The organism is Nocardia sp. NPDC051052, assembly GCF_044456045.1.
In the GTDB taxonomy this organism is placed as follows: Bacteria; Actinomycetota; Actinomycetes; order Mycobacteriales; family Mycobacteriaceae; genus Nocardia.
The window spans coordinates 412,795-437,977 of the sequence record NZ_JBITFL010000007.1 but is presented as its reverse complement, the minus strand read 5'-3'; the positions used below and the strand labels follow the sequence as shown (position 1 = coordinate 437,977).

23 protein-coding genes are annotated in these 25,183 nt (G+C 66.9%); 6 read left to right on the top strand and 17 right to left on the bottom strand.

The window, feature by feature from the left end; genetic code table 11:
* Positions 1 to 47: 47 nt before the first annotated feature.
* The 16 genes from ACIBCN_RS26480 to ACIBCN_RS26405 form a co-directional block, all read right to left on the bottom strand.
* The gene (locus ACIBCN_RS26480; protein ID WP_396994340.1) at positions 48 to 1,265 is read right to left on the bottom strand and encodes a CynX/NimT family MFS transporter; all 1,218 of its coding nucleotides are present in this window, start codon (positions 1,263 to 1,265) and stop codon (positions 48 to 50) included.
* Entirely contained in the window at positions 1,262 to 2,266 is a 1,005-nt protein-coding gene (locus tag ACIBCN_RS26475) for a diiron oxygenase (RefSeq protein ID WP_396994339.1), read from the bottom strand. The genes ACIBCN_RS26480 and ACIBCN_RS26475 overlap by 4 nt, the downstream gene beginning before the upstream one ends.
* 2 nt (positions 2,267 to 2,268) lie before the next feature.
* On the bottom strand, positions 2,269 to 5,970 hold the full coding sequence (locus tag ACIBCN_RS26470) for an alpha/beta fold hydrolase (RefSeq protein WP_396994338.1): 3,702 nt from the start codon (positions 5,968 to 5,970) through the stop codon (positions 2,269 to 2,271).
* Complete coding sequence (locus ACIBCN_RS26465; protein WP_396994337.1) at positions 5,967 to 7,145, bottom strand: acyl-CoA dehydrogenase family protein; 1,179 nt, start codon at positions 7,143 to 7,145, stop codon at positions 5,967 to 5,969. The genes ACIBCN_RS26470 and ACIBCN_RS26465 overlap by 4 nt, the downstream gene beginning before the upstream one ends.
* Positions 7,142 to 8,188, bottom strand: a complete 1,047-nt coding sequence (locus tag ACIBCN_RS26460) for a C45 family autoproteolytic acyltransferase/hydolase (protein WP_396994336.1) — start codon at positions 8,186 to 8,188, stop codon at positions 7,142 to 7,144. Before ACIBCN_RS26460 ends, ACIBCN_RS26465 begins: the two co-directional genes overlap by 4 nt.
* Complete coding sequence (locus ACIBCN_RS26455; RefSeq protein ID WP_396994335.1) at positions 8,185 to 8,799, bottom strand: GNAT family N-acetyltransferase; 615 nt, start codon at positions 8,797 to 8,799, stop codon at positions 8,185 to 8,187. Before ACIBCN_RS26455 ends, ACIBCN_RS26460 begins: the two co-directional genes overlap by 4 nt.
* A gap of 1 nt (position 8,800) precedes the next feature.
* Positions 8,801 to 9,061: a hypothetical protein gene (locus ACIBCN_RS26450; protein ID WP_396994334.1), complete on the bottom strand. Its 261-nt coding sequence runs from the start codon at positions 9,059 to 9,061 to the stop codon at positions 8,801 to 8,803.
* The gene (locus ACIBCN_RS26445; protein ID WP_396994333.1) at positions 9,054 to 10,541 is read right to left on the bottom strand and encodes an AMP-binding protein; all 1,488 of its coding nucleotides are present in this window, start codon (positions 10,539 to 10,541) and stop codon (positions 9,054 to 9,056) included. The genes ACIBCN_RS26450 and ACIBCN_RS26445 overlap by 8 nt, the downstream gene beginning before the upstream one ends.
* Positions 10,541 to 12,556 (bottom strand): class I tRNA ligase family protein, encoded by a 2,016-nt coding sequence (locus ACIBCN_RS26440; protein WP_396994332.1) that lies wholly within the window; start codon positions 12,554 to 12,556, stop codon positions 10,541 to 10,543. The genes ACIBCN_RS26445 and ACIBCN_RS26440 overlap by 1 nt, the downstream gene beginning before the upstream one ends.
* Entirely contained in the window at positions 12,553 to 13,632 is a 1,080-nt protein-coding gene (locus ACIBCN_RS26435; protein ID WP_396994331.1) for an NAD(P)/FAD-dependent oxidoreductase, read from the bottom strand. The genes ACIBCN_RS26440 and ACIBCN_RS26435 overlap by 4 nt, the downstream gene beginning before the upstream one ends.
* On the bottom strand, positions 13,629 to 14,948 hold the full coding sequence (locus ACIBCN_RS26430; protein WP_396994330.1) for a lysine N(6)-hydroxylase/L-ornithine N(5)-oxygenase family protein: 1,320 nt from the start codon (positions 14,946 to 14,948) through the stop codon (positions 13,629 to 13,631). Before ACIBCN_RS26430 ends, ACIBCN_RS26435 begins: the two co-directional genes overlap by 4 nt.
* A gap of 482 nt (positions 14,949 to 15,430) precedes the next feature.
* Positions 15,431 to 16,366: a ParB N-terminal domain-containing protein gene (locus ACIBCN_RS26425; protein WP_396994329.1), complete on the bottom strand. Its 936-nt coding sequence runs from the start codon at positions 16,364 to 16,366 to the stop codon at positions 15,431 to 15,433.
* Positions 16,367 to 16,906: 540 nt separating this feature from the next.
* The gene (locus tag ACIBCN_RS26420; protein ID WP_396994328.1) at positions 16,907 to 17,755 is read right to left on the bottom strand and encodes an LLM class flavin-dependent oxidoreductase; all 849 of its coding nucleotides are present in this window, start codon (positions 17,753 to 17,755) and stop codon (positions 16,907 to 16,909) included.
* Between the two features lie 35 nt (positions 17,756 to 17,790).
* On the bottom strand, positions 17,791 to 18,057 hold the full coding sequence (locus ACIBCN_RS26415; protein WP_396994327.1) for a hypothetical protein: 267 nt from the start codon (positions 18,055 to 18,057) through the stop codon (positions 17,791 to 17,793).
* The gene (locus ACIBCN_RS26410; RefSeq protein ID WP_396994326.1) at positions 18,054 to 18,512 is read right to left on the bottom strand and encodes an epoxide hydrolase N-terminal domain-containing protein; all 459 of its coding nucleotides are present in this window, start codon (positions 18,510 to 18,512) and stop codon (positions 18,054 to 18,056) included. The genes ACIBCN_RS26415 and ACIBCN_RS26410 overlap by 4 nt, the downstream gene beginning before the upstream one ends.
* A 4-nt stretch (positions 18,513 to 18,516) precedes the next feature.
* Positions 18,517 to 18,969 (bottom strand): SRPBCC family protein, encoded by a 453-nt coding sequence (locus ACIBCN_RS26405; RefSeq protein ID WP_396994325.1) that lies wholly within the window; start codon positions 18,967 to 18,969, stop codon positions 18,517 to 18,519.
* Between the two features lie 171 nt (positions 18,970 to 19,140).
* Here ACIBCN_RS26405 and ACIBCN_RS26400 point away from each other — a divergent pair, with 171 nt between their 5' ends.
* The 3 genes from ACIBCN_RS26400 (at position 19,141) to ACIBCN_RS26390 (ending at position 21,229) form a co-directional block, all read left to right on the top strand.
* Complete coding sequence (locus tag ACIBCN_RS26400) at positions 19,141 to 19,626, top strand: MarR family winged helix-turn-helix transcriptional regulator (RefSeq protein WP_396994324.1); 486 nt, start codon at positions 19,141 to 19,143, stop codon at positions 19,624 to 19,626.
* Between the two features lie 203 nt (positions 19,627 to 19,829).
* Positions 19,830 to 20,438, top strand: coding sequence for a nuclear transport factor 2 family protein (locus tag ACIBCN_RS26395; protein ID WP_396994323.1), 609 nt, complete (start codon positions 19,830 to 19,832; stop codon positions 20,436 to 20,438).
* Complete coding sequence (locus ACIBCN_RS26390) at positions 20,405 to 21,229, top strand: AraC family transcriptional regulator (RefSeq protein WP_396994322.1); 825 nt, start codon at positions 20,405 to 20,407, stop codon at positions 21,227 to 21,229. Before ACIBCN_RS26395 ends, ACIBCN_RS26390 begins: the two co-directional genes overlap by 34 nt.
* Before the next feature lie 29 nt (positions 21,230 to 21,258).
* Here the strand turns inward: ACIBCN_RS26390 and ACIBCN_RS26385 are convergent, their stop codons facing one another.
* Positions 21,259 to 22,167 (bottom strand): class I SAM-dependent methyltransferase, encoded by a 909-nt coding sequence (locus tag ACIBCN_RS26385; protein WP_396994321.1) that lies wholly within the window; start codon positions 22,165 to 22,167, stop codon positions 21,259 to 21,261.
* A gap of 318 nt (positions 22,168 to 22,485) precedes the next feature.
* On the opposite strand from ACIBCN_RS26385, the gene ACIBCN_RS26380 reads away from it, so the two are divergent.
* The 3 genes from ACIBCN_RS26380 to ACIBCN_RS26370 are packed head-to-tail and all read left to right on the top strand — an operon-like array spanning position 22,486 to position 25,176.
* A complete protein-coding gene (locus ACIBCN_RS26380; RefSeq protein ID WP_396994320.1) occupies positions 22,486 to 23,601 on the top strand; it encodes an FAD-dependent monooxygenase in 1,116 nt (371 codons plus the stop codon).
* Between the two features lie 60 nt (positions 23,602 to 23,661).
* Positions 23,662 to 24,285, top strand: coding sequence for a TetR/AcrR family transcriptional regulator C-terminal ligand-binding domain-containing protein (locus ACIBCN_RS26375; protein ID WP_396994319.1), 624 nt, complete (start codon positions 23,662 to 23,664; stop codon positions 24,283 to 24,285).
* A gap of 48 nt (positions 24,286 to 24,333) precedes the next feature.
* Positions 24,334 to 25,176, top strand: coding sequence for a helix-turn-helix domain-containing protein (locus ACIBCN_RS26370; RefSeq protein ID WP_396994318.1), 843 nt, complete (start codon positions 24,334 to 24,336; stop codon positions 25,174 to 25,176).
* Positions 25,177 to 25,183 lie beyond the last annotated feature (7 nt).

Genomic DNA, 25,183 nt, shown 5'->3' with positions numbered 1-25,183 from the left:
CATTGTGTCCTGCGCACCGTTCGATCTTTCAGCAGCCAGAGTTTGATTCAGGAGACGAAGCGCGGGGTTCCGGCTCGCGTGCCTGACACGATTTGCACGACGGATAGCGCTACCAGCAAGACCAGTACCGCGGTCCAGGCGTGGGTGAGGTCGTGCAGGGCACCGGCTAGCACCGGACCGACCGCGCAGAGGGCGAAGCCGGCGATTTGGCTCATCGCGGTGAGTTTCGCTGTTGTTTGCGCGTCGTGCGAGCGGAGTATGGGGAGAGAGTAGCCGATCGCGGTGCCGGCGCCGAGTCCGGCGCCGAGCAGGATCATCCACACGACCGCGCCGCCGGTGGGTGAAATCAGTAGGCCCACAAAGGCGATGGCCGATACGGCGCCGGTCGATATCGCGGCCCAGACCTGCCGTTCGCTCCGGTTCACCAAGATGGACATGGCCAGTGCTGAGGGGACCGCGACCAGATTGGCTATCGAGAGCATGCCGCCTGCCCAGGAGGCGTTCATGCCCGCATCCACGAGAATCGTTGGGAGCCACGCGGAAACGGTGTAGAAGAGCAGCGCGGGCATAGCGAAGAAGATGGTCACCGCCCAGGCCAGCGGCTGTAGCCACAGGCTGCGCGGCGTGGCCTCCGGCGCTGGACCGGTGCCTGTGTCGCTCTGGACGCGTAACTGAGGCAGCCATACCAACCACGCGATAACGACGGGGACGGCCCACAGGCCCAAGGTGGCGCGCCAGCCGAAGCCGGTGACGTCCTGCAGGGGGAGTGTGATGCCGGAGGCCGCGGCCGCGCCGGTGTACAACGACATGGTGTACAGCCCGGTCAGTAGTCCGACGTGCGCCGGATGGTCGCGTTTGATCGCGGCGGGCACCAGCACGTTGCCGACGGTGATGGCCAAGCCGATGATCGCGGTCCCGGCGAACAGCGCGGGCACGCCGGGCAACAGCCGGATGCCGAAGCCGGCCAACAGCACCAGCAGCGCGAACCCGATGGTGCGGTTGAGTCCGAGTTTGCGCCCGATGCGCGGGGTCAGGCCGGAGAAACCCACCCAGCACGCGATCGGCACCGCCACCAGCAGACTGGCGACGGTGCTGTTGAAACCTTCCTGCCGCTGCACCTGGGGCATCAGCGTGGAAATCGCCGTGATGGGCGGCCGCAGGTTCAGCGCGACCAACGAGACACCGACGGCCACCAGCCAGATCGGCACCGCCGCAGCGTATTTCGCTGCGAGCGTGGTCGCGCCGACGGACGGCTCGGCCTTCATGGGCCCTCGATCGTCACCGTGGTCCAATCGAACGCGAGCTCCTCGAGTATGTCCAGCTCGCTGCAGAACTTGTGCAGCCCACTGAAATTGGACAGCAACCGCTTTGCCGACGGGTCGTGCTCGACCTCCCGCAGCATCTCGTGTCCGCCGTCGAAGCCCACCAGATCGACGATGCGATGCCAGGTGGGGAAGTTGTTCGCGGCGAACGCTTCCAGCCCGTCGACCATAGCCTCCCGGAACAGGGCGCGTTCGGCCGGACCGAGCCGGTGGTACACGGCCTTGGCGATCTCGTCGGCGATCGAGGAGTGGCAGTACTCGTCCCGGTTGTGCATGGTCGCGGTGACCTTGTTGATCGGCTGGATCTCGTCGTCCTCGGCGATCAGATCCAGGTAGGAGTTGATCGAGATCTCGGCGACCGTGGTGAAGGCGAGCGCGCTGAGATCGCGCTGCCAGCGTTGCTCGCTGTTGGCCATGCGCTGCCGGAGCCGGGATGCCTTGTGCCCGAGCGGGAGTGCCGTCTCGGGCATCCGCCAGCCGCGTCGGCGCCGCATCACCGAACTGGCGTTGAGGTGCATGAGGGTGTGGTATTGCTCGTCGAGCATGGCCTGGGTCATGGCGGTGGTCAGCGTTTCCATCGCCAAGCCCGTATCGAAGGTGTCCTCGATGACCAGCGCGAAGGTCGGGTTCACCACGTGCTGTTCGGTGTCCATGATGTGCTTGTTGAAGGCCACCCAGCCCCAGCCGAGCAGCCGCGCCCTGAGCTCGGGGTCCATCGCCTGGTAGGTCGGGTGGTCCCGGAACGGGATGAGGCCTTCCGGGTAGTCGGGGCGAGCGGGTTCGAACAGCTCGTCCAGGTCCGGCTCCGGGCGCTTCACCATCGCGCGCCGATGCCAATTCGCGGTGAGCCTGCTGATCACCGCGTTTTCGACCGGGTCGTCGGGGTCGTGGTCCGGTAGCGACGGCACGACGGGACCGCCTCCGGGATATTGCGGCAAAGACACGGCTATCCCTCCATTTCTTTCCGGCCACCCGCGTCAGGGCGGCCAGCGGTGATCGCCTCGACGAGGTCTTCGACGCTCGCCGCGAGCACCGCGCTCGACGAAATCTCGGTTCCCCACCGTTGTTCGAGCCGGGCCCGGATCTCGACGGCGGCCAGTGAGTCGCAACCGACGTCGCGCAACGGACGCCGGCGCGGAATCCGTTGCGCGGGAAGGCCGAGTGCCGCGCCGAGTTCGGCGGTCAGGGTGTCAAGCAGGCCGCCGCCGGCCGGGACCGCTTGCGGCGGGGCAGGTTCCGCGCGTGCCGGGGTATCCACCGCCACCGATTCGGCGGGTGTGAACCAGGTCCGCTGACGCTGCCATGGGTAGGTGGGCATCTCGTCTGGGACGGTGAGCGTCGGGTACATCGCGGTCCAATCCGGATCGACTCCGGCGGTGTAGAGCTGGGCGACGATCTCTGCGAGGCGAGCGGTTTCGGACGTGTCCCGGCGCAGCCCGGCGACCGCCGTACCGCTGGCACTGTCGGCGAGGCATTGCTCGATGGCCTGCGCAAGCACCGAATGTGGGCTGATCTCGAGAAAAACCGTTGGGCCGATGGCGTTTTCGGCGACGATCGCATCGGCGAATCGAACGGCGGACCGCAGGTTGTCGGCCCAGTACCGCGCGTCCAGATCCGGACCGGACATGCGCTCGCCGGTGACCGTGGACCGGAACGGCACGGCAACCGGTTCGGCCCGTAGTCCGGTGAGCGCGGCGATCAACTGCGGTTGCAGGGGATCCATGAACCGGCTGTGCGAGGCGAAGTTGATCCGCACCCGCCCGGCGCGCTTCCCGGCGCCCCGCAGATCGGCGAGCAATTCATCAAGCGCCTCGCTTTCGCCGGACAGCACGGTCAGGCGTGGGCTGTTGCGCGCGGCCACCACGATCCGGTCGCCATAGCGCGCGGCGGCCGCCTCCGCCTCGTCGACCGGCATTGCCGCAGCGACCATTCCGCCGAGCCCGTCCGCCTGCGTAGTGAGTTCGCCACGGCGACAAATGAGTTCGGTGGCGGTGTCGAGATCGATCGCCCCGGCGACCGTGGCGGCAGCCACCTCACCGAAACTATGACCGATGACGACATCGGGCCGGATTCCCCAGGCGCGCAGGTGTTGTGCCAGTCCCACCTGCATGGCCCAGACGGCCGGTTGGATCACCGCGGTCTTGGCCAGCTCCGTCCCGTCGTCGGCGAGCACCTTCAGCAGCGACCAGCCGACTACGGATCGGATCGCCGAGTCACAGTTTTCGATCGCCTCGCGGAACGCGGCCGAGGTGTACAGCAACTCGCGACCCATGCCGACCCACTGGCTGCCGTGTCCGGGAAAGACGAAGGCAACGCGGCGTCCGCCGGTGGGTTGCTGGGTGACCTCATCGAGCAGCCGGTCGCGTAACGCGGCGGCCAGTCCGTCGCCATCTAAAGCGGCTACCGCCGAACGCCATTCGTGGTGCGCACGGCCGCGTGCCGCGACGGCGCACACCTGCCGCACGGTATCCGGATCCGCGCCGTCCAGCCGGTCGGCGTAAGCAGACGTAAGTGCCTGTACCGCAACGGGATCACGCGCCGAGAGCGGCAGCACCAACGGCTGCGGCGCATCGTCGTCATCCGGTTCCGTGGCGGCGGGTGCAGCAGAGAGCACGACATGCACATTGGTTCCGGACAGACCGAAGGACGTCACACCTGCGATGGGGGGCGAATCCTCGGGCCACGCAATAGGTTCGGTGGGCACCCGCAGCGGTGTGTCCGGCTCGAGCAGGACCGGATGCGGCTCGGTCAGCAGCGGATTCCCCGGGATCACCCGATGATGCAGGCTGAGCACGGTTTTGATGAGTCCCGAGATACCGGCCGCTCCCTCGGGGTGACCGATATTGGTCTTCACCGAGCCCACCAGGCACGGCCGTCCGTCGGGGCGCGTTCCGCCGAACACTCGGGACAGTGCCCGCAGCTCGATGGCATCACCCGTATTCGTTCCCGTGCCATGGGCTTCCACATAATCCACCGCGGCAGGCTCGACGCCCGCCCGGTCCAATGCGTCGCGCAGCAGCCGCTCCTGCGCCTCCTGAGCCGGGGCGACCAGGGAACCGCCGCCGCTGCCGTCGTTGTTGCTCGCGCTACCCGCGATCACCGCGTACACCCGATTGCCGTCGGCGCGTGCTCGCGCCAGCGGTTTGAGCACCACCACGCCGACGCCTTCGGAACGGACGAAGCCGTCGCCGGTGGCGTCGCCGAAGCGGCAGCGGCCCCGCCGCGACATCAGCCCGACCTGCTCGTAGATGGCGGCCAGTTCGGGCAGCAGCACCAGATTCGCCCCGGCGGCCAGCGCCAGATCCGAGTCCCCGAGTTGCAGGCTCTGCCAGGCCAGATGCACCGCGGTCAGCGACGACGAGCACGCGGTGTCGACCGAGACGCTCGGGCCACGCAGATCGAGCGCGAACGAGACACGGCCGGACAGGAACGACGACAGTCCGCCACCGGTCAGTGCGTGCAGGTCGAGTGAACTCTGCCGCGCCTGCAATTCCCAGTAGTCCCGGCCCATCTGCCCGACGAAGACACCGGTGCGCGTGCCCGCCAGCGCGGTGGGCGCAATCCCGGCGTCCTCCAAGGCCTCCCAGGCCACCTCGAGCAGCAAGCGTTGTTGCGGATCCATCCGGTCGGCCTCGCGTGGCGAGATACCGAAGAACGCCGCGTCGAAACCCTCGACGTCGTCGAGGAATCCGCCGAAGCGGCGAAACCCGGACGGCACCGCGGGCAGCCGGCCGAACACGGTCGGGTGCTCGGCGCGCGCAGCAGGCACCTCGGTCACCGCATCCACGCCGTCGACCAGCATTCGCCACAGTGCCTGCGGGCCATCGGCACCCGGCAGGCGGCAGCCGATGCCGATAACGGCGACCGGTTCGATGCGTCCGCGTCGAGCGGGCTCCGGGCCCGACGTCCGTGGTCGATCGATCGGCGGCAGGTAGCGGCGCAGCTCGGCGGTGACCATCCGGGTCAGCTCGCGGCGATGGGTCCGGACGAAGAAGTGACCGCCGGGCAATTCGCGCGTTCGCACAGTCCCGTCGGTGAGTGCACCCCATGCGGAGGCGTCCTGCGGTGTCGCAAGGTCATCGTCGCGGCCGCTGAACACCACGATCGGGCACGCCAGCGGTGCGGCAGGCCGATGCCGGTAGGTGCAGAACATCGTCACGTCCGCGCGCAGCGCGGGCAACGCCGAACGCAGCAGCTCCCGCTCATCACGCAATTCGGCCGGGGTTCCGCCCATTTCGAAGATCCGATCGAGCAGATCGTCGTCGGACAGCTCGTGCATCGGCTCCGGCGCGAGCCGGTGCGGCGCGGCAAGGCCCGCCACCAACAGTGCCACCGGAGCCCGGTGCAGCCGCAACGCCACCTGGTATGCAAGCAGACCGCCCAGGCTGTGCCCGAACAACGCGAACGGCGCGTCGAGATGCGGACGGATCGCGTCGGCGATCGCGTCGGCCAATTCGTCCAAATCGGCTACCGGCGGCTCATCCGCGCGTTCGTCCCGACCGGGGAGCAGCACCGGCAGCACGTCGACCCAGCCCGGTAGCTCCTGCGGCCAACCACGGAAAACCGAAGCGCCGCCGCCGGAATGCGGGAGGCAGAACAGCCGCACCCGGGCCGAGCGACGCGGCGGCCGAGCGAGAAACGCACTCATGTCGCCCGCCCTCGGCCGCCGAGCGAGCCCGCGATGATCATCTTCTGCACCTCGGAGGTGCCCTCATAGATCCGCAGCGACCGAATCTGCCGGTACAACCGCTCCGGCACGCTGTCGGCGACCAACCCCGCGGCGCCGAACACCTGCACGCAGGCATCCACGATGTGCTGCGCCCGCTCGGTGGCATACAGCTTGGCGATGCTGGAGTGTTTCGCCGCTGCCGGATCGCCGCGGTCGGCCGCCCAGGCGGCACGGGCCACCAGCAATGCCGCGGCGTTCAGCTCGACCTCGATGTCCGCGAAGCTGGCCTTCACCAGCTGCAAGTCGAATTGCCGGGCGCCGTACATCTTTCGGCTCTTCGCGTGCGTCAGTGCGGCGTCGGTGGCCCGGCGCGCGAACCCGAGCGCCGCGGCGCCAACGGTCATCCGAAACCGCTCGAGCACCTCCATCGCGATCACGAAACCGGTGCCCGGCCTGCCGAGCACGCTGTCCTGCGGCAGGTGACAGTCGGCGAACTCGAGATCGGCGAACGACCGGGGCGCGATCAGCGGAACCCGCTGTCCCACTGTCAATCCCGGGGTAGTCGCGGGCACCAGGAACGCCGTCAAGCCCAAGGCGCCAGGGCCTTCGCCGGTCCGCGCGATGACGCAGAACACATCCGCGATACCGCCATTCGCGATCCACGCCTTGGCGCCGTTCAGCACATAACCGTCCGCGACCCGATCGGCACGCAGGCCGATCGCCGCGACGTCGGAGCCCGCCTCCGCCTCGGAGATGGCGAACGCGCCGCACAGGGTGCCCTTCGCCATCGGCGCGAGATACCGTCGCTGTTGTTCCTCGGTGCCATGGCGCACGATCGGCGTCGCGGCCAGCGCCTGGATCGAAAACGCGAAATCGGCGAGGTCGTCGGCGTAGGCCAGTGCCTCGCGCAGCAGGCATAGGGAGCGGCTGTCGCTCGCCGCCAGGCCCTCTGGTCCGGCGGCGGGATCCAGCGCGGCCAGCCAGCCGTGCTCGCCGAGCGCCCGAAGGATCCGTAGCCCGGTCGCGTCAGGGTCGGCGCCCGAGTCGTCCCACAGCTCAGTGTGTTCCGCGCACCAACTCTCGATCTGCCGCGCGCGCTGCACATGTCGCGGCTCGTAGAACGGGAGGGCGAGGATGCCCGCGTCGAAGCTCATCGTTGCTCCTCGGACAGCGTGAAGATTTCGGTGGGGTGCACCGCGGGGTTGCCTGCCCGCAGGTGCAGCCGACCAGGACTCAGGACGACAGCCGCCACCGTGTGTTCGCGGCGGATGTCACCGTTGTCCTTGACGTTGATCGGCGGCGCGGACAGCACGGCGAAATGGTCCTCCGGGTCGGCGCCCACGGTGGCGAGCCTGGTCCGGCACACCTCGAGCCTGCGAACGGAGGAATTGCGGGCGAATACGTTGATCTCGTCCCGCGGCGAGAAGTCGGGATGCAGGAAGTGGTTGGTGTGCAATATATTTCGTCCGTGCGCGACCCTGATTTCGGTGCCGAGTAGCTCGACGTAGGCGGCCGTGTCCCGGTCGCACAGCACGATGTTGCGGGAACTCGCCAGCGGCAGCTCCCGCAACAGGCGCACCGCTTCCTCGACGGTGCCCGCGTTGTCGAGCAGATGCCGAATAGCCAGGTAGGGCGGCACACCCGGCCCCCATTCCCCGCCGAGTACCAGATTCAATCCCACCGCGAGGCCGTCGCTGTTGAGGCCGAGGTAGCCGAGCAAGCCGCCGAAACTGAGCACAAGAACGCGCCGGGGTGTCCCGGCCCGCACGATTTCCAGCACACTGATCTGATCGTCCAGATTGCCGTTGAGATCCACCGTCTGCGCCAGCACCGGATCGGGACCGGCCAGTGCGAAGGTGGTGCAGTCCCCGGCGGCCGGGATCTTCTGGTAGCCAAGGATTTCGCGGCGTATCTGCAGCAGCACGGCCTCATGCGGGTGGAGGTCCGCCCCGACGGCGAGGCCGCGGATCTCCTCGGCCAGCTCCGGTGTCGCCGCGGTGATCTCGGCTAGGTAGGCGTCGATCGTCGGCCCCAACTCGGTCAGCGACACCGGCTCGGGAAGGATTCGGTTCAACCGGCACAGCCCGTCGTCCAGGAAGGCCCGCAAGTCGGCGGCTCTGGCCTTGCCGTGCTGGTAGCCGAGGGCGAAGGAATCACCCTCGACGCGAAGGAACGGAGTCCGCAGGACCGCGCTCATTCGACGGCGCCCGCCAACCGCACCTTCGGATAGGCCGCCAATTCGCTTTTGACACCGGCCCATTCGCCGCGCAGCACGCTGTAGAAAATGGCGTCCCGGCGACGGCCGCCCGGCATCGGATTGAAACTGCGCAGCACGCCCTCCTCGACCGCCCCGATATTGCGCAGGCCGTGGCGTGCCTGCTCGTTGAGGATGTCGGTCTTGAACTCCACCCGTTCCGCGCCGAGTCGTTCGAAGGCGTGTTCCAGCAGTAGATATTTCGCCCACCGGTTGAGCCCACGGCCCCGGAAGTCGCGGCCGAGCCAGGACCAGCCGATCTCGATCCGGCCGTCCCGCTCGGCCATGTTCCCGAAACTCATGCTGCCCGCGGCCCGGCCGCTGGCCTTGTCCATGATGTAGAAGACCACCCGGCGCCCGGCCCGCTGATCATCCAGTGCCGCATCGAAAAACGCGTCGAAGTCGGCCTCGGTCTCCACCAGCGAAACGAAGTACCGCCAGATATCCGGATCCAGCGCGATCTCGCACAGCGCCGCCCGGTCCGCAGGCTCGATCGGCCGGAGCAAGACATGGTCGTTCTCCAGCCGCGCAGGCGCAAGCTCAGCCCACCCCATCTCAGACCGCACTTTCCGCGTGCCTGGACAGCGCGGCGGTCACGTCGCGCAGGGTGCGCATGACGGCCACGTCCTCCTCGGTGAAGTTCGCCAGCGAGATGCCCGTGTCATCGCACACCGCGGTCAGGAAGAGCACCTTGTTCAGTGAGGTGAGCCCGTAGTCGTCGACCATGTCGAGGTCCTGATCGAGCTCACCTTGCGCGTTGTTCGACGCGATCACCTTCCGGAAGTTGTCGTGCACAGCCATTTCCACATCAGGCATGGGTTCTTCCTTTCTCACCGATTTCCCGTCGATACTGTTCGAGGATCTGCCCGCGTTTCGGTTTGTACTGCGAGCTGAGCAGTCCGTTGTCGATGCTGAACCGAGGGTGCGCGATCACGACCCTGCCGATGCGCTCATCGCGCTCCAGCTCCGCGTTGGTGTGCGCGAGGTGCTCGGCGATGGCCGCCTCGTCGGCGGGCTCGTGCGCCGGGGAGACGACGGCGACGAGCTGGGTCTGCGCGGGGCAGAACACCACGCAATGCTCGATCGCCGCGCTCGCCGCCATGCGCTCCTCGATCGGCCGGACGATGACCTTCTTCCCGTTCGCCAACACGATCACGTCGTCGGCGCGGCCACGGATGTAAAGAAAGCCGTCATCGTCGAGGTAGCCGATATCGCCGGTCCGGACCGTGCCATCCGCGGTGAACACGCCCATCGAATGCGTGGCCGCACCGTATTCGTACCGTCGTGCCACCGGGTAGTCGCTGCGGACACTGATGACTCCGTCGGCGTCGAAGAGCACCTCCTTGCCGGGCAGGACGCGCCCGACGCTGCCCTCCCTACTGGCGCCGGGATGATTCTTGGCGACGATGCAGGTCTCGTTCATGCCGTAGCCCTCATAGATGGGCACGCCTAGGCGGGTGAAGAAACGCAGCATGTCGGCACCCGCCGGTGCGGAACCGGTCCACAGGTAGCGGATTCGGTCGCCGAACAAGTCCTTGGCCGCGACCTGCGGATCGGCCTGTGCCGCCAGGTGCTGTTTCACGGTCTCGTAAAAACCCGGCACCCCCATCACCACGGTGGGCCGCACCTGCCGCATCGCGGTGAAGGCCGCCTCGTAGGTGCTGACCGTGACGTCGTGGCCGAAGCACAGCGCCGAATAGATCCAGTACCGCTGCTGCAACAGCGCCAGCGGCAGAAAGACGAACAGGTGATCGCCGGGACCGTGCGCGAACATGTCCTGGACGGCGCGCAGTGAGCTGTCGATGCTGCCCACGCTGGCCGCGAGTCCTTTCGGCACACCGGTGCTGCCCGAGGTGAACTTGAGCGCGGTCGCCTCCGCGCTGTCGTACCGGACCGCGGGCAGGGGACCCGCGGGCTGCTCGGCGAGTGTGCGAGCCTCGCTGATCGGCCGGACTCCGGCGGCAGCGGACGGCTGATCGGTGAACAGCAGCTTCAGGTCGTAGCGTGCGAGCAGTGCCGCGTCGGGCTCGAACTTGCCGGGTTCCAGGCCGGCGGTCACGGCTTTGCACCGCAGTGCGGCGAGATCCAGCAGCACCCACTCCAGACAGTTCGCGGCGAGGATCCCGATGCGATCCCCTGGCGCCACTCCCATCTCGCGGAGCCGAGCCGCCAAACATTCGGCCCGCGTGGACAACTCACGCAGTTCGATCGTTTCCGTCGTGCCGAGCCGCGCGAAGGTGGCGTGATAGCCGGCCGGCGGCGGCGTGCTGACGATCTGGTTGATCACCGAATCCATCACGCCCTCCCCACACCGACCGGCTCCGCCGCCGTGACCGATGGTTCGGCGAAGAACTCCCGCACCAGGTCGATCCGGGTGCCCGCGGGCACGAGTTGCACGGTGTGCGGCCATTCGGCCGGGCGCTGCCCGCCGAGCGCTTCGCCGAGCCGCCCGGCGAAGCGCGGCAGCATCGGCGTAGCGCAGTGGGCGAGCAACCGCGCCGCGGCCAGTTCCAACGCGACGGCGGTGCGGGCCTCGTCATGCCAGCCATCGACCGTCGCTACCACGCTTTCCCGATTGGCGAATCGGACTGTGTCGGTGACGATTCCGTGCAGTTCCGCGGCCGCGACCTCGACGGAGAACGCATCCGGACCGAGGGCGGCGGTCACGGCGGACAGCCGGTCGCCGAGGCGGCCCAGAAATGCGGTGTGCTCCGGTGTCCAGACACCGGCGTCCGGTGCCCGGCCCCCGTAGCGGGTCTGGATGCGGAGTCCCAGATCGTTGAGCCATTGCTGCCAGGTGCCGATCAGTTCCTCGCGCACGGCGGCCGCATAACCTTCGTGCGTGAAGTTGGTGCTCCGCGACTCCGGTCGAGTGCGGGACAGGAAGTACCGCACCCCGTCCACACTGTCCGGCGAAAGGATGTCCTTGCCCCACACCGCATGCCGACGGCTGGTGGAGAATTTGCCACCGTCGAGCAGATAGAACTCGTTGACGTGGTAGTCGATATCCGGATGCCAGTCGGGGAAGGCCAGCCGGTAGAGCGCCGGATACAGGATCGAGTGGTAGAAGCTGTTGTCGTAGCCGAAGAAATGCACGATCTTCCAGTCCTGCGCGGGCTCGTCCGCACGCCAGTCCCGGCCGAGACGACGCCCCAGCGCCGAAATGCCGTGCAGGAAACCGTAAGACATCTCCGGCCAGACCCAGATGACCTGTCCGTCCGCGCCGCTTTCGGTGGGCGGCACACCCCACGTCGCCGGATGGGTAATCGCCACGTCGAGTCGAGGACGGGCGAACAATCGCCCGGCCAGCTCGCGCAGCCGCGCCGGAACTCGGCCCAGGCGGTGGTGCGCCGCGAGTTCGGCCGCGAACTCGTGCAACGGCAAGGTGAACCGGGTGATCGTGTCGAGCTGCGGGGCCGCCTGCGACCGATTCGATCGCGGATCGACCAGATCGACACAGGAATTGGGCTCGCCGCAGCCCTCGCAGATATTGCCGCCGGTCGTGGCTCCGCATCCGGGGCAACCGCCCGACACGTCGACCTCGTACAGGTAGTCGTGCGTCGAGCCGTCGAACAGCGCCGAGCCCTCCTGGGGCGCAACGGATCCCGATGCCACGAGGCGAGCGAAGTACTCCTGGAGTCCGGCCCGGTAGGCGGGATCCGCGTCGGTCGCCGTGTACTGATCGGGTTCGATGTCCATCAGCCGCAGCGTTTCGGCGATCTCGGCGCTGTAGTGCGCCGCCGTCGCCGCGGGCTCGCTGCCCTCGCGCCGAGCCCGGTCGACCACATAACTCTGGTAGTCGTCGCTGCCGGTGAGGTGCCACGCCTCGGCACCGTTCATCCGCTGGAAACGGACGAAAACATCCGCACCCAAGTACGGGCCGGACAAATGCCCGAGATGCAGGTCGCCATTCGGCGTCGGCGGCGTGGAGAACACGAAGATCGGCCGCTCGCCGAACCGCCGCCGATCGCTGCGTCCGGCGGCCGCACGGGCGGCCCGGCCGGGGTCGCGCCAGTACAGGTCGAAGAACACCAGCTCCGTCGGCCCGGTGTTCTCGACGACGTGGGTCTCGAACGGATCGAATAGCACGGCCATGCCGGGCGCGACGGGATGGCGCGCGCCGTCCACCACGACGTCGCCGTGACCGCTGACGACCAGGAACAACTCGGTCTCGTCGTGCTGGTGCGGATCGGACTGCCCGCCGGGGGCCACCCGTGCCCAACCTGCGCCGAAGCCGAATCCGTCGATCGAACTCATGTCGATGCCGAATGCCGCGTGCAGTTCGGCCGTATCGAAACGATTGATGATCATGCGGGACTCATCTCCTTCGGTGGCTGACTTGTCTGCCCGTCCAGTGCGAGCAGGCCGACGGCCTCGGCCGCGATCGCCGGGGCGAGCCGGTAACCCGACCCGTTCGCGGCGCCGGCGAAGATCACCCGTCCGGCCGGGTCGAGCGCCCGCACCTGCGGCTGCCGATCGACGCTGTAGGCGTCACAGAACACCCGGCCGCCCACCACACGCTCGGCTAGCGTGGGCGAATACTGTTGCAGCAGCGGCATTGCCGCGGCGAATACGCTCTCGTCGAGCCCGCTGGATACGGTGTCCGGGTCGACATCCCACTCATCGTGGGTGTAGCTGAACAGCCAGTGCCCGCGGTGCCGTAGTGGCAGCAGGAAGGCGTCCTCGTCTTGGAACACGACGACCCCGTCAGCTGGCCCCGGCTCCTGTTCGAGGTGGATCGCGACCACCTTCTTGACTCGCGAATGCAGCGGGGCGACAAGGTCGCGCCACGCACGGTCGGTCAGCCACGGTCCAGGGGCCAGCACCACGCGTCCGGCCGTGCAGGTCTCCCCGGTGCTCAGCCGCAGCAGCACCTCCGACCCCGCGGCTTCGACGTCGGTGACTCGCACGCCTTCCCGGAAGGTGACGCGCGGGCGCAGCTCGCGGGCTATCGCCTGAGCCAGAGCGGGCACATCTGCGTAATGGCAGCCCTGGCCGCGCCAGACGCCGGCCTCGCGCGGCACCTGGACAAGCCCGCCCGGCACCGTGTCCGTCGGAGTCAGCGCCGCACGATCGAGGTAGATCTGCGCGAGGCTCGCCGCAGTGTGCGTCGCCACCACGGTCATGCCGAGCGAATGAATAGGCAGCGCAGGATGTTTCGCCGCGAGGTCCGCGTAGTAATCGTGGCTGTACGCGGACATTTGCCGCACCCGTTCGGTTGCTCCGCGCGGAAAATGCAGTCCCGCGGAGCGCCTGCTCGCTCCGCTGCCGATGCCATCCCGGTCGAACACCACGACGGGGGTATCGGGGGAGCGGGAAATCACCTCGCGCGCAATCAGGCAGCCGATGATGCCGCCGCCAACCACGGCGACGGTGCGACTCGTCATCGCTCTACGCTCCGGTCGTCGGGAGCCTTGGCCGACCATTCGAGGAAGGAATCGTGCGGATCGTCGGAGCGGACGCCGCGCAGGCGATCGGCTATCCGTTTGCTGCGCCAGGCCAGCAGGCTCAGATTGCTGTCGGCCAACCCGCGCTGGCGTCGGGCGCCGTTCTGCAGGAATATGTTTCGGTCGGCCGGGCCGTCCCAGCACACGGCGAAATCCGAGTCGATTTTGTATTCGTCGTTGTCCCGCTCCATGCGGTCCGCGAACGGGGACAGGAACGCCATGTCGTCGGCGCGGAAACCGGTCGCCCAGACGATCACATCCGTCTCGGCGTGCTCCCGCACGCCCGGCTGGTCGTTGTGCGTGAAGGTGATGTCCCATCCGGAGCCGGGATCGCCGGTCACGCGCAGCACCTCGCGGTTCGGATACAGGGCGACCAGATCGGTGGCACCGTCGACGAACTGGTGCAGGTAGATGCGCTGGTAGATCTCACGCAGCGTGGCCTCGGAGATGCCGTCACTGGTCAATACATGGGCGAAGTTGAGTGCGTCTCTGGCGGTGCCGGGTAAGCCGGAGAAGTACTCCGAGTAGCCCGGCATGTAGTAGTCGTTCGTGAACGGTGAGTCGTCCAGCGGAAAGTAGTTGCGGCGCCGGGATATCCAGCCAACCCGGCGCGGCAGCTCGGTGCGCGGCCGGGAGATCAGCTCGAGAAATGCCTCCGCTCCGGACTGGCCGCCACCGATCACCCAGACTCGTTTTCCCGCGAGTCCGCCCGCCTTGTCGGCGAATTCGCTGATGTGGAATTGGGTTGGCCCGAGCAGTTTTTCGGCTATCGGCGGAACATACGGCTTTCGGCCGACGCCGATCACGATGTTGTCGGCCGTCACGGTGCGATTGCCGGTGCGTAGCCGGAAGACGTCATCGAATTCGATCGAGCGCACTTCTTCGCCGAAAACAAGGTTCTCGTTCATGGAACTCACCCATTCGAGATAGTTCCGGAACTCGCTGCGCGGCACCGCATCGAATTGGGCGTTGAGATAATGGTAGATCCGGCCCTTGGCATGGAGATAAGACAGAAAAGTAAAACGATTCGTCGGGTCGGAGAGGCTGACCAGGTCCTTGAGCATCGAGACCTGGAGCGAGGTGTTGGGGAGCAATTGGCCGTCGTGCCACCGAAAGTCGCGCCGCTTTTCGAAAAACAGGTTCGAGACATCCGGCTGTTCGTAAAGCAGCGACGCCAGGCTCAGGTTTGCTGGTCCGATACCGATGCCCACGCATCGGTAATGTTCATGATTGTCGGTGAGCGATCTCTGACTCATTACGCCTCCTGCACCTCGAGACCAGTCCTCGGGGTGAATACCGAGAGAATCGTCGGTTGCTGATTCGCAGTACTCGCCTACCCGGGCGGCTTGGCATGCAATGAATAGAGAACCCCCGTCGATCGGCTGGCGGCCCTGTTTACCACTCGAGATTCCGCGGTAATATCCTCGAACTCAACGCTAGCGGGTAGTGGAGGTGTGCACAAGAACGGGTGAAAGTTTTTGTCGGGTTGTTTTGCGGCACTGATCATCTCGGACGCGTGCGCAGGAAGCGGTTGGTGCGGTAGGCCTTTGGGATGAGGCGCCGACGGCGTAACCTGGTAGTCGGGCGACGCTTGGTAGCAGGCCGCTCATCTCGCCATGGCGGCGGTCGCACTGTGATGCCGCGTTCGCGCCGCGGATCCTCTTGCGGGGCAGCGTGTTCGGAAGTGGGCGCGGTTTGTTAACCGATCGGCCTCATCGCGGCGACCAGCAAGGGGCCCTTACGCGGAGAAAGCTCCGCGGGTGTGCTGGTCGAGTTGCTGTGCCAGCCGATGCAAGTCCTGCGAGCGTCGTCGAGCGAGCTCGGCGATGCGAGGGGCACAGTGACTCGGGATATTGCCGACGACATGATCCCACTCGATGTCGTCATCGAACGGAAACTCCAACCACCGCAGTAGCTTTCGCCCGGTTTCGGAGAAGCGCAGCGACGGGTCCTTGCGCAGCTGATGCAACATCTCCGCGGTGATCATCCGCTGCTCGAGCGGGACCGGAGTCCGCTCGGACCTGTCGGCGGCTTCGAGGGTCGCGGTCGAACGGCGTGCCGAGCGGCGCAGCGGCACCGGATCCCGGCCGCTGTGTAGCCGTTTGCGCACATCCTTTGCCGTAGTGACCGAAATGCCCGCCGCCACAGCTACTTTCCGCGCCGACGCGGTGGGATCGGCGGTGAACAGCTCGGCGGCGCGTTGTCGACCCTGTGGTCCGGACCGATGCCGCACACCGTTCCGAGCAATCCGACCGGTCGACTGTGGAACTTCCACAGGCGACCGCCTGCGGATGGCGGAGACGGTCTTCGGTGAGACCGCGGCGATGGCGGCAACCGCTCGATCCGACCAGTCCGGATAGGAGATCAGAATGCGTAGCGCGGCGGCCTTCCGTTCGGCCAGCGACAGCGGCAGGCCATGCGTCGTGTTCAGTTTGACCGCCAGCACGAACGCGTCCTCGGGCCCGCCGTCGAAAAATACTGCCGCGATGGTCTTTTCGCCGCGCAGTCGAGCCGCGCACAGACGGTGCCAGCCGTCGACCACCTGCATTGTCGCGCGGCGGACGACGATGGGCGCGGCTGCGGCCGTCGACTCGGCGAGTAGGCGGGTGTGCGCCGTGTTCTCGCCCGCTGCGCGTGGTGGCGAATCCGACGGCCGCAGCTCGCTGGTCGGCACTTCGACGATCTCCGAGCAATATGACTGTGCCCCAAGGAAATTCGGTACGGATAGGGTCCCTGCCCGGGACGAACCGGCATTACCCCCACTGGTCATAGATTCCCCTCCCGGGTCCGTATGCTTCCGATACGCCGCGCAGCCGAGTGCACTGACGGCTACGGCGCAGGCAATCCGGGATCGCGTCCCAACTTCAGGGTAACCAGCGGTACCGGCGGCCGGGTCCCCCGATCGGGGGGTATCGCGCCGTGAGCGGGGCGGGCCGTCGCGCTGTTCCGCGACCCCCTTTCTCATCGCCGCGACCCCTGGCAGCCCCTGACGATGGCGTCGTGTCCGCATGACGCCATCGCCTCTGAAAAGTTACCGCATGGAACCACCTGCGGGGTGCGGTCTGGCGCATCTGCGACGGATTTCCGTGTCCGCTCTGCCATGCGCCCTGCCCCTTTCCAGGTTCGCCGGCCTCGAAGCTGTTGCCCCGAATCCCTCCTGGGTTCGCCGGTCCGGTGGCAATCGTGGACTTCAGTTCAAGGCCCCGACGACCGTTCAGCTGACGACGTCGGCGAGCCGGGCGATGTCGTCGAGGTCGTCGGTGGCGGGGACGAAGATGATCTCGTCTACACCGAGGTCGGTGTAGTCCGCGACGGTCTGCTTGATGGTTTTCGGGGTGGTGCGCAGGACCGCGTTGTCGGCGATGGCTTTGGGGGCCAGCCGATAGAAGTCCCGGATGTTCGTCCGGCCGGTCTCGGTGTCGCCCAGTGCGAAGTACGTGAGTACGACGAGTTTCGGGGCTCCTCGGCGGCCTGCCTCCCGCCAGGCTCGTCTCGCCGCCTCGAAGCTGGGCGCCGTCATGGCCGTCGGTAGCGAACCGCCGATATAGCCTTCGCCCCAGCGCGCCATGCGGTTCAGCGTGGCGGTGGAGTAGCCGCCGAACAGCATGGGGACTTGCCGAGTCCCCGCTGGCACAGCCGGATTCGGCCCGCCGCCGACCGGCTTGCCGCCCCATACATCGCGGTAGGTCGCCAGGTCGGCGGCCAAGCGCGCGCCGCGACCGTGCAGCCCGTGTCCCGGCGCGGTGAATTCGTCCTCGCGCGAGCCGACTCCGATGCCGAGGGTGAGGCGGCCGCCGGAGATGCCGTCGATGCTCGCGATTTCCTTGGCGAGCAAGGCACTTGGCCATGTCGGGGCCAGCAGGACCGCGCTCAGCAGGTCGATCGTGGTGGTCGCTCCGGCAGCGGCCGCCAGCGCGACGGTGTCACTCACGCCTGGATAAGCGAAGCGCCCGGTGGTGGCGAGGGTGGAAAACCCGGCTTCCTCGGCCCGCGCCGCCCAGCGCGGAATGATCGACGAGGTGAGGTCGCGTACCTGATTGGGCAGTCCGATGCCTATCCGCACCAGCGATTCCTTTCTACAAGAGGACAATTCGTGCGTCACAGCGTGTGTGGAAGGGAGCCGAAGAACTCCCGGATGTCGGAGATGAGTTCTCGCGGTGCCTGCAACGCGGGGAAATGCCCGCCGCGGTCGTACTCGCGCCAGCGCGTGACGGTATTGGATAGTCGTGCCAGATCCTGAATGGCGTTGTCCCCGGGGAAGTTCGCCACCGCAGTGGGCACCGCCGATGGCGCGGGCCGCCCTGTCGGTAGCTCGAGTCCGGTCTCGAAATAGAGCCGTGCGGCCGAGCCCGCGGTGGCGGTCAACAGCCGCGTTCCTGGGTCGGGCCGGAGAAGGCGAAGCCGGGCAGCGACGGGGCGACGATGTGAAAGGCGTCGGCCGGATCGCCGCCGTGTGCGCGGGGATCGGTGAGCGGTCCGAGGATCGCCTGGAAGTCGGCGATCGTGCTCGGCCAGCCGTGCGTGATGAGCAGCGGTGTCGCGTCCGGTTCGGGGGAGCGGACGTGCAGGAAGTGAATGTGCTGCCCGTCGATATCGACGGTGAACTGCGGGTGCGCGTTCAGCGCGGCTTCGTGCGCCCGCCAATCGTAGCCGTTACGCCAATGGTCGACCAGATCCCGCAGCCACTCCTTACTGACGCCGTATGACCAACCGGCCCCGGGCAATTCGTCGGGCCATCGGGTGCGGTCCAGGCGTTGGGCCAGATCCGCGAGATCTGCTTCGGGGATGTCGATCCGGAATGGACGAGGTGCGGAAGGCATTGGTTCAGACGCCCTTCTCGACCAGGGTCTTGAGGCGCGGCAGGGTCTTCTCGATGCCTTCGGCGTTGCGGCGGGGCCACGGGGTGCGCACGAGCAGTCCGCGGATCGGCGACGTAGTCAGGTCGAAGGTTTCGGTCACCCGGGTGCCGCCGTCGACCTCGTCGAGTTCGTAACGCCAGCGGTGCTTGCCGGGGTGGCACCACGCGATGCGCCGATCCGCCTCGAACTCGACCACCGTGTTCAGGATCCGGTAGCGCACCCCGAACAGTTTCATGGCGGCCCGGAACGTCGCGTCCATGCTCAGCCGGTCCGGTCCCGTGATCATGTTTCGCACGGTGCCGGATCCGTCGAAATCGGCGTGGCGGTGCGGATTCGCGAGCACCGAGAACACCGCAGACGGGGGTGCGGCGATGACGATGTCGCGCGAGATTCGGAGGGGGCGGGGTGCGGATGACATGGGGTTCTCCTGGTTCACCTGGTGGTTGCCTGTGCGCATCGGCGTCCTTCTACCGAGCCGCACTGCGGGGCAGCCTTGAACATACGAGTTGAGATAGTTTGAGTCAAGATAATCTGAGTCCAGCTGATTTGCTCTTTGACCTAACTCGCTCGACCAGCTACCGTGCATTTCATGGAGACTTCGCGGCCGTCCGACCTGGTAGCGAACGGCCAGATCTCCGACATGTACGGCCGCCCGGCCGACCTCGCCTTCCTGCTGCACGCGGCGAACTCGCGAATGGCGGACCATCTCGACCGTGCCGCCGTCGAGATCGGGTTGAAGGACATGCGGGACTGGCTCGTGCTCGCGGCACTCGCCGACGGGGAGCACGCGAACCAGCTCGAACTGAGCCGCATCGTGTGCGTCGACAAGTCGACGCTGATCAGCGTGCTCGACCGCCTCGAGCGGCGAGAACTCGTCACGCGCACTGTCGATCCGACCGACCGGCGCGTGCGCATCCCCCGCATCACCGCCGCGGGTAAGCGCGCCCACGCCGAGTTCGCCGTCGCCCGCGACGCCGCCGAAGCCCGCGCGTTCGACGGTGTCCCCGCCACCCACCGCGATCTGGTGCTGAGCCTGCTGGCACTGGTCGCGGAGCGCGACCTCGCCGGGACCTAGCCGGGTCAGCTGGCGCGGCTGGCCGGTGTGGTCCACGCGCCAACCTCCGTCGAGATCGAGAGGAACCCATTCGACCGGTAGCTCAGCTGCCTCGCGTTGTTGAGGCCAGAGTCGGGCGTGCGCCGGAACGAATTGGCGGGTTTCTGGCACAGAATGTCGATCTATCAGTTGTTGTCGGCGGGCAGATCAACAACAGTTGAGGTATGGGTGACAACCGAATCGAAGACCGTTGGGCGATCGGCGAATTGATGACCGGTTGGATCCACCGGGACAAGGAGCAGTGGGACGAGCTGGCAGGCTTGTTCCATGCGGACGCCACGCTGCGGATCCTGTGGTTCGCCGGCTCTGCCCGCGAATTCATCGACGGCTCTCGTCGGATGGGGCACGGGCCACTGCGGAGCAAGCACTTCATCGGCGCTCCCACCATCCGCTTCGCGGGCGACAGCGCGTTCGTCGAGACCAATGCGATTCTCCTCGCGGAACTCACCGACGCGGGGATCGGCGCGACCATCCACAACCGATTCCTCGACCGCGTGAGCCGACGTGACGGGATCTGGCGCATCGAGCATCGCGACTCCGTCTACGACATGGGCGGATTCACCTACCCGTTCGGCGTCGCAGGCGCCCCGGACATCGACGCGGAGTCGCTTTCCGGTCGTTATCCTCGGGAGTACGCTGCGCTGGCCTACCTGCTCGAAACCGCCGGTCATTCGGTTACCGGCACCTACCCGACCCGCTTCAGCGCGCAGGAGGCGGCGATCCTCGAAGCAGGCAGCGCATGGCTGACCGAGTCGAACGTCGCACAGAGCTGACGTGCGGGCCGGGGAGCGCCGACCTGAGTGCCTCGACTCGACCGGAGTCGCCGATCCTGAGCATCGTCCGGAACGGAGCGGAGGCTCGCCGAACCATCGACTGGCATTCGCACGACCACGCGATGTTGCTGTGGTCGGCCACCGCCACCGTGACGATGAGTACCCCGGCGCGCGACTGGCTCGTGCCGCCCGGCTACGGCCTCTGGGTTCCGCCTCGGATCGTGCACGCGGAGAAAGCATTACGGGCCGGAGAGCTCTGCATCGTGCGATTCGCGCCGGACCTCTGTCCAATCCGCTGGTCCGAACCGTTCGGCATCGCGGTGGGGCCCCTGCTGCGCGAGCTCGTGCTGCACCTGCAGGCAGCGGCGTCGGACGACCCGAGTCGCGCACACGCCGAGCCGCTCGTCTTCGACCTGCTCACACCGCTTCCGGTCAACGCCATCGACGTGTCCATGCCGACCGATCCGCGACTACGGGCAATCGCCGAGCAGCTCATCGCCGACCCGAGCGACACCCGCGAGCTGACCTGCTGGGCACATCAGGTTCATGCCGGAATCCGCACGCTGTCCCGGCTGTTCGTCAACGAGACCGGCCTGACGTTTGCGCAGTGGCGAACGCACGTCCGCATGCGGGCCGCTGCCGAGCACCTGGCCGATGGACGATCCGTGAACGCCACCGCGCGGGCCGTCGGCTACCGCAAGCCCAGCGCGTTCATCACGGCGTTCCGCCGATCGACCGGCCGAACGCCCGGCACCTATCTGCACGTGGGAGCGGCAACCGACCTCGAGTAATCGGCATGGGCCGATTCGGGTACTTGGTGCTACGTGCGGGTGCCGCTGACATAGCGCACGTCGCCCATGCGCAAGTCGTCTTCGTTCATGGGCGCAAGGTTGTTGGCGGCCAACAGATCTCGGGCGCTTGTTTCGTTCAGCGTCCAGCCGCGATCGGTCAGGTAGGGGGCGGCTTCGTTGCGTTCACCGAAATATCGCAGCCTCGCCATGTCGGGGTCGTAACCGTGCGCGCGCCAGCGTTCGGAGATGCGGTGCAGGCGTTCCTTCGTCTTGTCCTCCTCGCCCGGTTGTGGGTTGGGTCTGCTTTCGGTGGCCACTCGACTGCCCGGCACGCTGAGTTTGGTGATGGTGTCCAGCAGGCGATCCTGCGCCTCGGGCGGCAGGTAGCCGAGCAGGCCCTCGGCGCTCCACGCGGTCGGCTGGGCCGGGTCGAATCCGGCGGTGCGCAGTGCGGTTGGCCAATCGTCGCGCAGATCGACCGCGGCCACTCTTCGGTCGGCGGTGGGTGCGGCGTCCAAATGCGCCAGCGTGCGGGTCTTGAATTCGATGACCTGCGGCTGGTCGAGCTCGTACACCACGGTCCCGGCCGGCCATGGCAGTCGGTACGCGCGAGAATCCAGCCCCGAGGCCAGGATTACGACCTGTCTGATGCCCGCGTTCGTCGCGTCGAGGAAGAACTCGTCGTAGAACTTGGTACGTACAACGCCTATGTCGATCGAAATCTGCTCGACCAAGTCGTTGGAGGTATCTTCGCCGGTCGCCAGCCGGGTGAGGAGGTCGATGCCGACCGCCCGGACGAGTGGTTCGGCGAATCGGTCGTCGATGAGCGGACGATCCGCGCGGGTCGCGATCGCCCGGACCGCCGCGGCCATGGTGGCGGTCGCGCCGACGCTGGACGCGAGGTCCCAGGTGTCTCCGTCGTGTCTGATGGAAGTCATGTTCTGCCCTTCTCGTTCGTCGGACCAGGTTCTCCGGCGGCCCTCGACCCGCTCGGCCGAAACACATTCGAATCCCTCTGAGCAGCAATCACTTCCACCACTTCGGCGCCATCGGTGGTGCAGCCCGCTGATCGGTTGTGCCGCTGAATCTATCGGCTGGGTCCGACAACATCGGCCGACCAGCGGGCCACCTCCACGAACGGCCGACTAGCCAGCCGATGGCGGTGAGCATGTGAGGTTGCGCCCGCATTAAAGCAACTGATAGTTGCTATAGTGTGGTTGACAGTGAAGACGCGACCTCGAGGAGAGGAGGCCGGGATGCGAATTCTGGTCAGTGGAGCAGGAGTGGCCGGGCTGAGCGCGGGCATCGATCTGGCGCGTGCCGGGCACACGGTCGAGATCGTCGAGCGCGCCGGACATCTGCGTACCAACGGCTCCCCCATCGACGTGCGTGGTGACGCCATCGGCGTCATCGAGGACATGGGGCTGCTGGACAAGGTGGTCGAGCATGCCATCACGATGACCGAAGGGGCGAAGTTCGTAGACCAGGACGGCAATGTGGTTGCGGCCCTGCCGATCGCGGAGGTCAACGAATCCGACGGCGACATCGAGATTCCGCGCGAAGATCTGATGCGGGTGCTGCGGGAAGCTCTGCCTGCGCAAGCGCAGCTGCGGTTCGAGGACTCGGTGCGGACGTTGTTCGACGACGGTGACCAGGTCACCGTCGACTTCGAATCGGGACGTGAAGCCGAGTACGACCTCATCGTCGGCGCGGACGGCGCGCACTCGACGGTGCGTCGAATGGTGTTCGGTCCGGAGCGGAACTACGCGAGACATCTCGGCTTGTACACCGCGATCGCCGACGCGCCTTCGGAAGCCGCGGCGGCCGGTGCCCCGGCCTCGGTGCTCAACCTCAATCTGCCGGGCCGGATGGCGGCGCTCGCCCGGTATCGCGATCAGGCCCTCGCGGTATTCACGTTCCGTTCGGCACCCATCGAGTACGACCATCGTGACCTGGCCGCGCAGAAACGCATCCTCACCGACTTCTACGGTGCGGACCGGGAGTGGAAGGTTCCGCAGTTATTGGGTGCCGCCCAAGCAGATCCCGAGCTGTACTTCGACGCCGTCGTCCAGATCCACATGCCCACCTGGCACCACGGACGTGTGGTCCTCCTCGGCGACGCCGCGCACTGCGCGACTCCGATGGCCGGCCGCGGCACCTCGCTGGCGCTGACCGGGGCCTGGATCCTGACCGAAGAACTCGCCCGCCACGAAGGCGACTACGCGGCGGCGTTCGCCGAGTACGAGCGGCGGCAACGGCCCCATTCGGATGCGGCGCAGCAGTTCGCCTATGGCGGCGCCGATCTCATTGTCCCGGCCACCTGGGAAGACATCGAGCGGCGTAATGCGCGGCTGCGGTTGCTGCCCGCATAGGAGTGGCGCCTCGGCATGATCAAATAACCGCTGCGCAGCGAGCTTTCAGGAGGAGAGACGGTGGCCGAAGAGGATACGGCGAAAAAGGGCGCCGGGGACGCGACGCCGGCCCGCCGACCGGGTGGGCGGACCGCCCGCGTGCGCGAGCGCATCCTCGCCGCGACCACCGAGTTGGTGGCGCTGCACGGCATCGACGGGTTCCGCTACGAGCAGGTGGCCGAGCTCGCCGACGTGAACAAGACCAGCGTCTATCGCAATTGGCCGAACCGGGTTCAGCTGGTCATCGACGCGTTGGCCGCATTCGCCGCGGACGCCGTTTCGATAAAAGACTCCGGTGATATCCGCGCAGACCTGGTCGACTTCCTCCTTGGTCTCGCCGATTCCCTGTCCACCCCGCATGGTCGTGCCCTGTCGAACGTCGTGATGACGGCCCCGGAGAACTCGGAAGTGAACGCGATCGTCGACACCGCGTACGAACGGCGGATGACATCCATTCGGCTGCGGGTGGAAAAGGCGGTCGACCGTGACGAACTACCGCCGATAGACGTCTACTTCCTCACTGAAATGCTTTCCGGCCCAGTGCATTTGTTCCGCCGCCGTGGCCAGCGATCTTTCACCCGCGCGGACGCGGAGCGGGTCACCGATGTGGTGCTGGCAGGCGTTCGCGCCGTCTACCGCACCTAGGCCTGCTCACCTGGTGCATCGCGAACTTTTATCGGCAACACTGAGTGGATGCAATACGTCGGACGGGTGCCTGGTGCGCCGCTCGACCGGTTCATCGACGACATCTACTGTCTGACCGGAATGCCGCGTCATCGCCGGATGAATGTTCCGCCGATGCCTTCGGCGCATCTGTTCATCAATCTGGGCGGACCTGCTCGACTGTGGGATTCCGATCCTTCGGTGCCGCCCGCGACGTTTATCGATGGGTGGTTCATGGGGGTGTGGACCAGGCGGTTCGTCTTCGAATACCCGGCTTGGGTGCGGCTGGTGGGAGTGCATTTCAAGCCTTGGGGGATTTCGCCGTTCATCGATATGCCCGCGAGCGAGTTGCGGGATCGGTGGGTGCCGGTCGATGCCGTCTGGCAACGGTCGGTGGATCGGATCCGTAATCAGGTCGGCGATATCGCATCAGCCGCCGAGACACTGCGGGTGGTGGAGGAGGAGTTGCGAGCACGACTTGTCGAGGCGCCCTCGCGTGGGCTCGACCTGGTCCAGCACACAGGTGGGCGGTTGGCGATTTCGCACGGCGCGGTCCCGGTCGGTGCGCTGACCGACGCCGCCGGGGTGAGCGTCAATCACCTTGCCACCCAGTTCAAGTCACATGTCGGGGTCACGCCGAAGCGGGTAGCGCGGATCTACCGGTTCGCCCGGCTGATCTTGTCCGTAGATGCCAGGCGTCCGGTTGACTGGCCGGAGCTCGCGCACACGGCGGGCTACTTCGACCAGGCCCACTTCAGCAAGGAGTTCAAGGACTTCACCGGGCACACCCCGACGGAGTACCTGGCGCTGCGGCGCCGATTCCCCGCCGAGCTCGGGTTCCCGCCGGACAATGGTCCGATGCCGGCTGAGTGATTTTTTA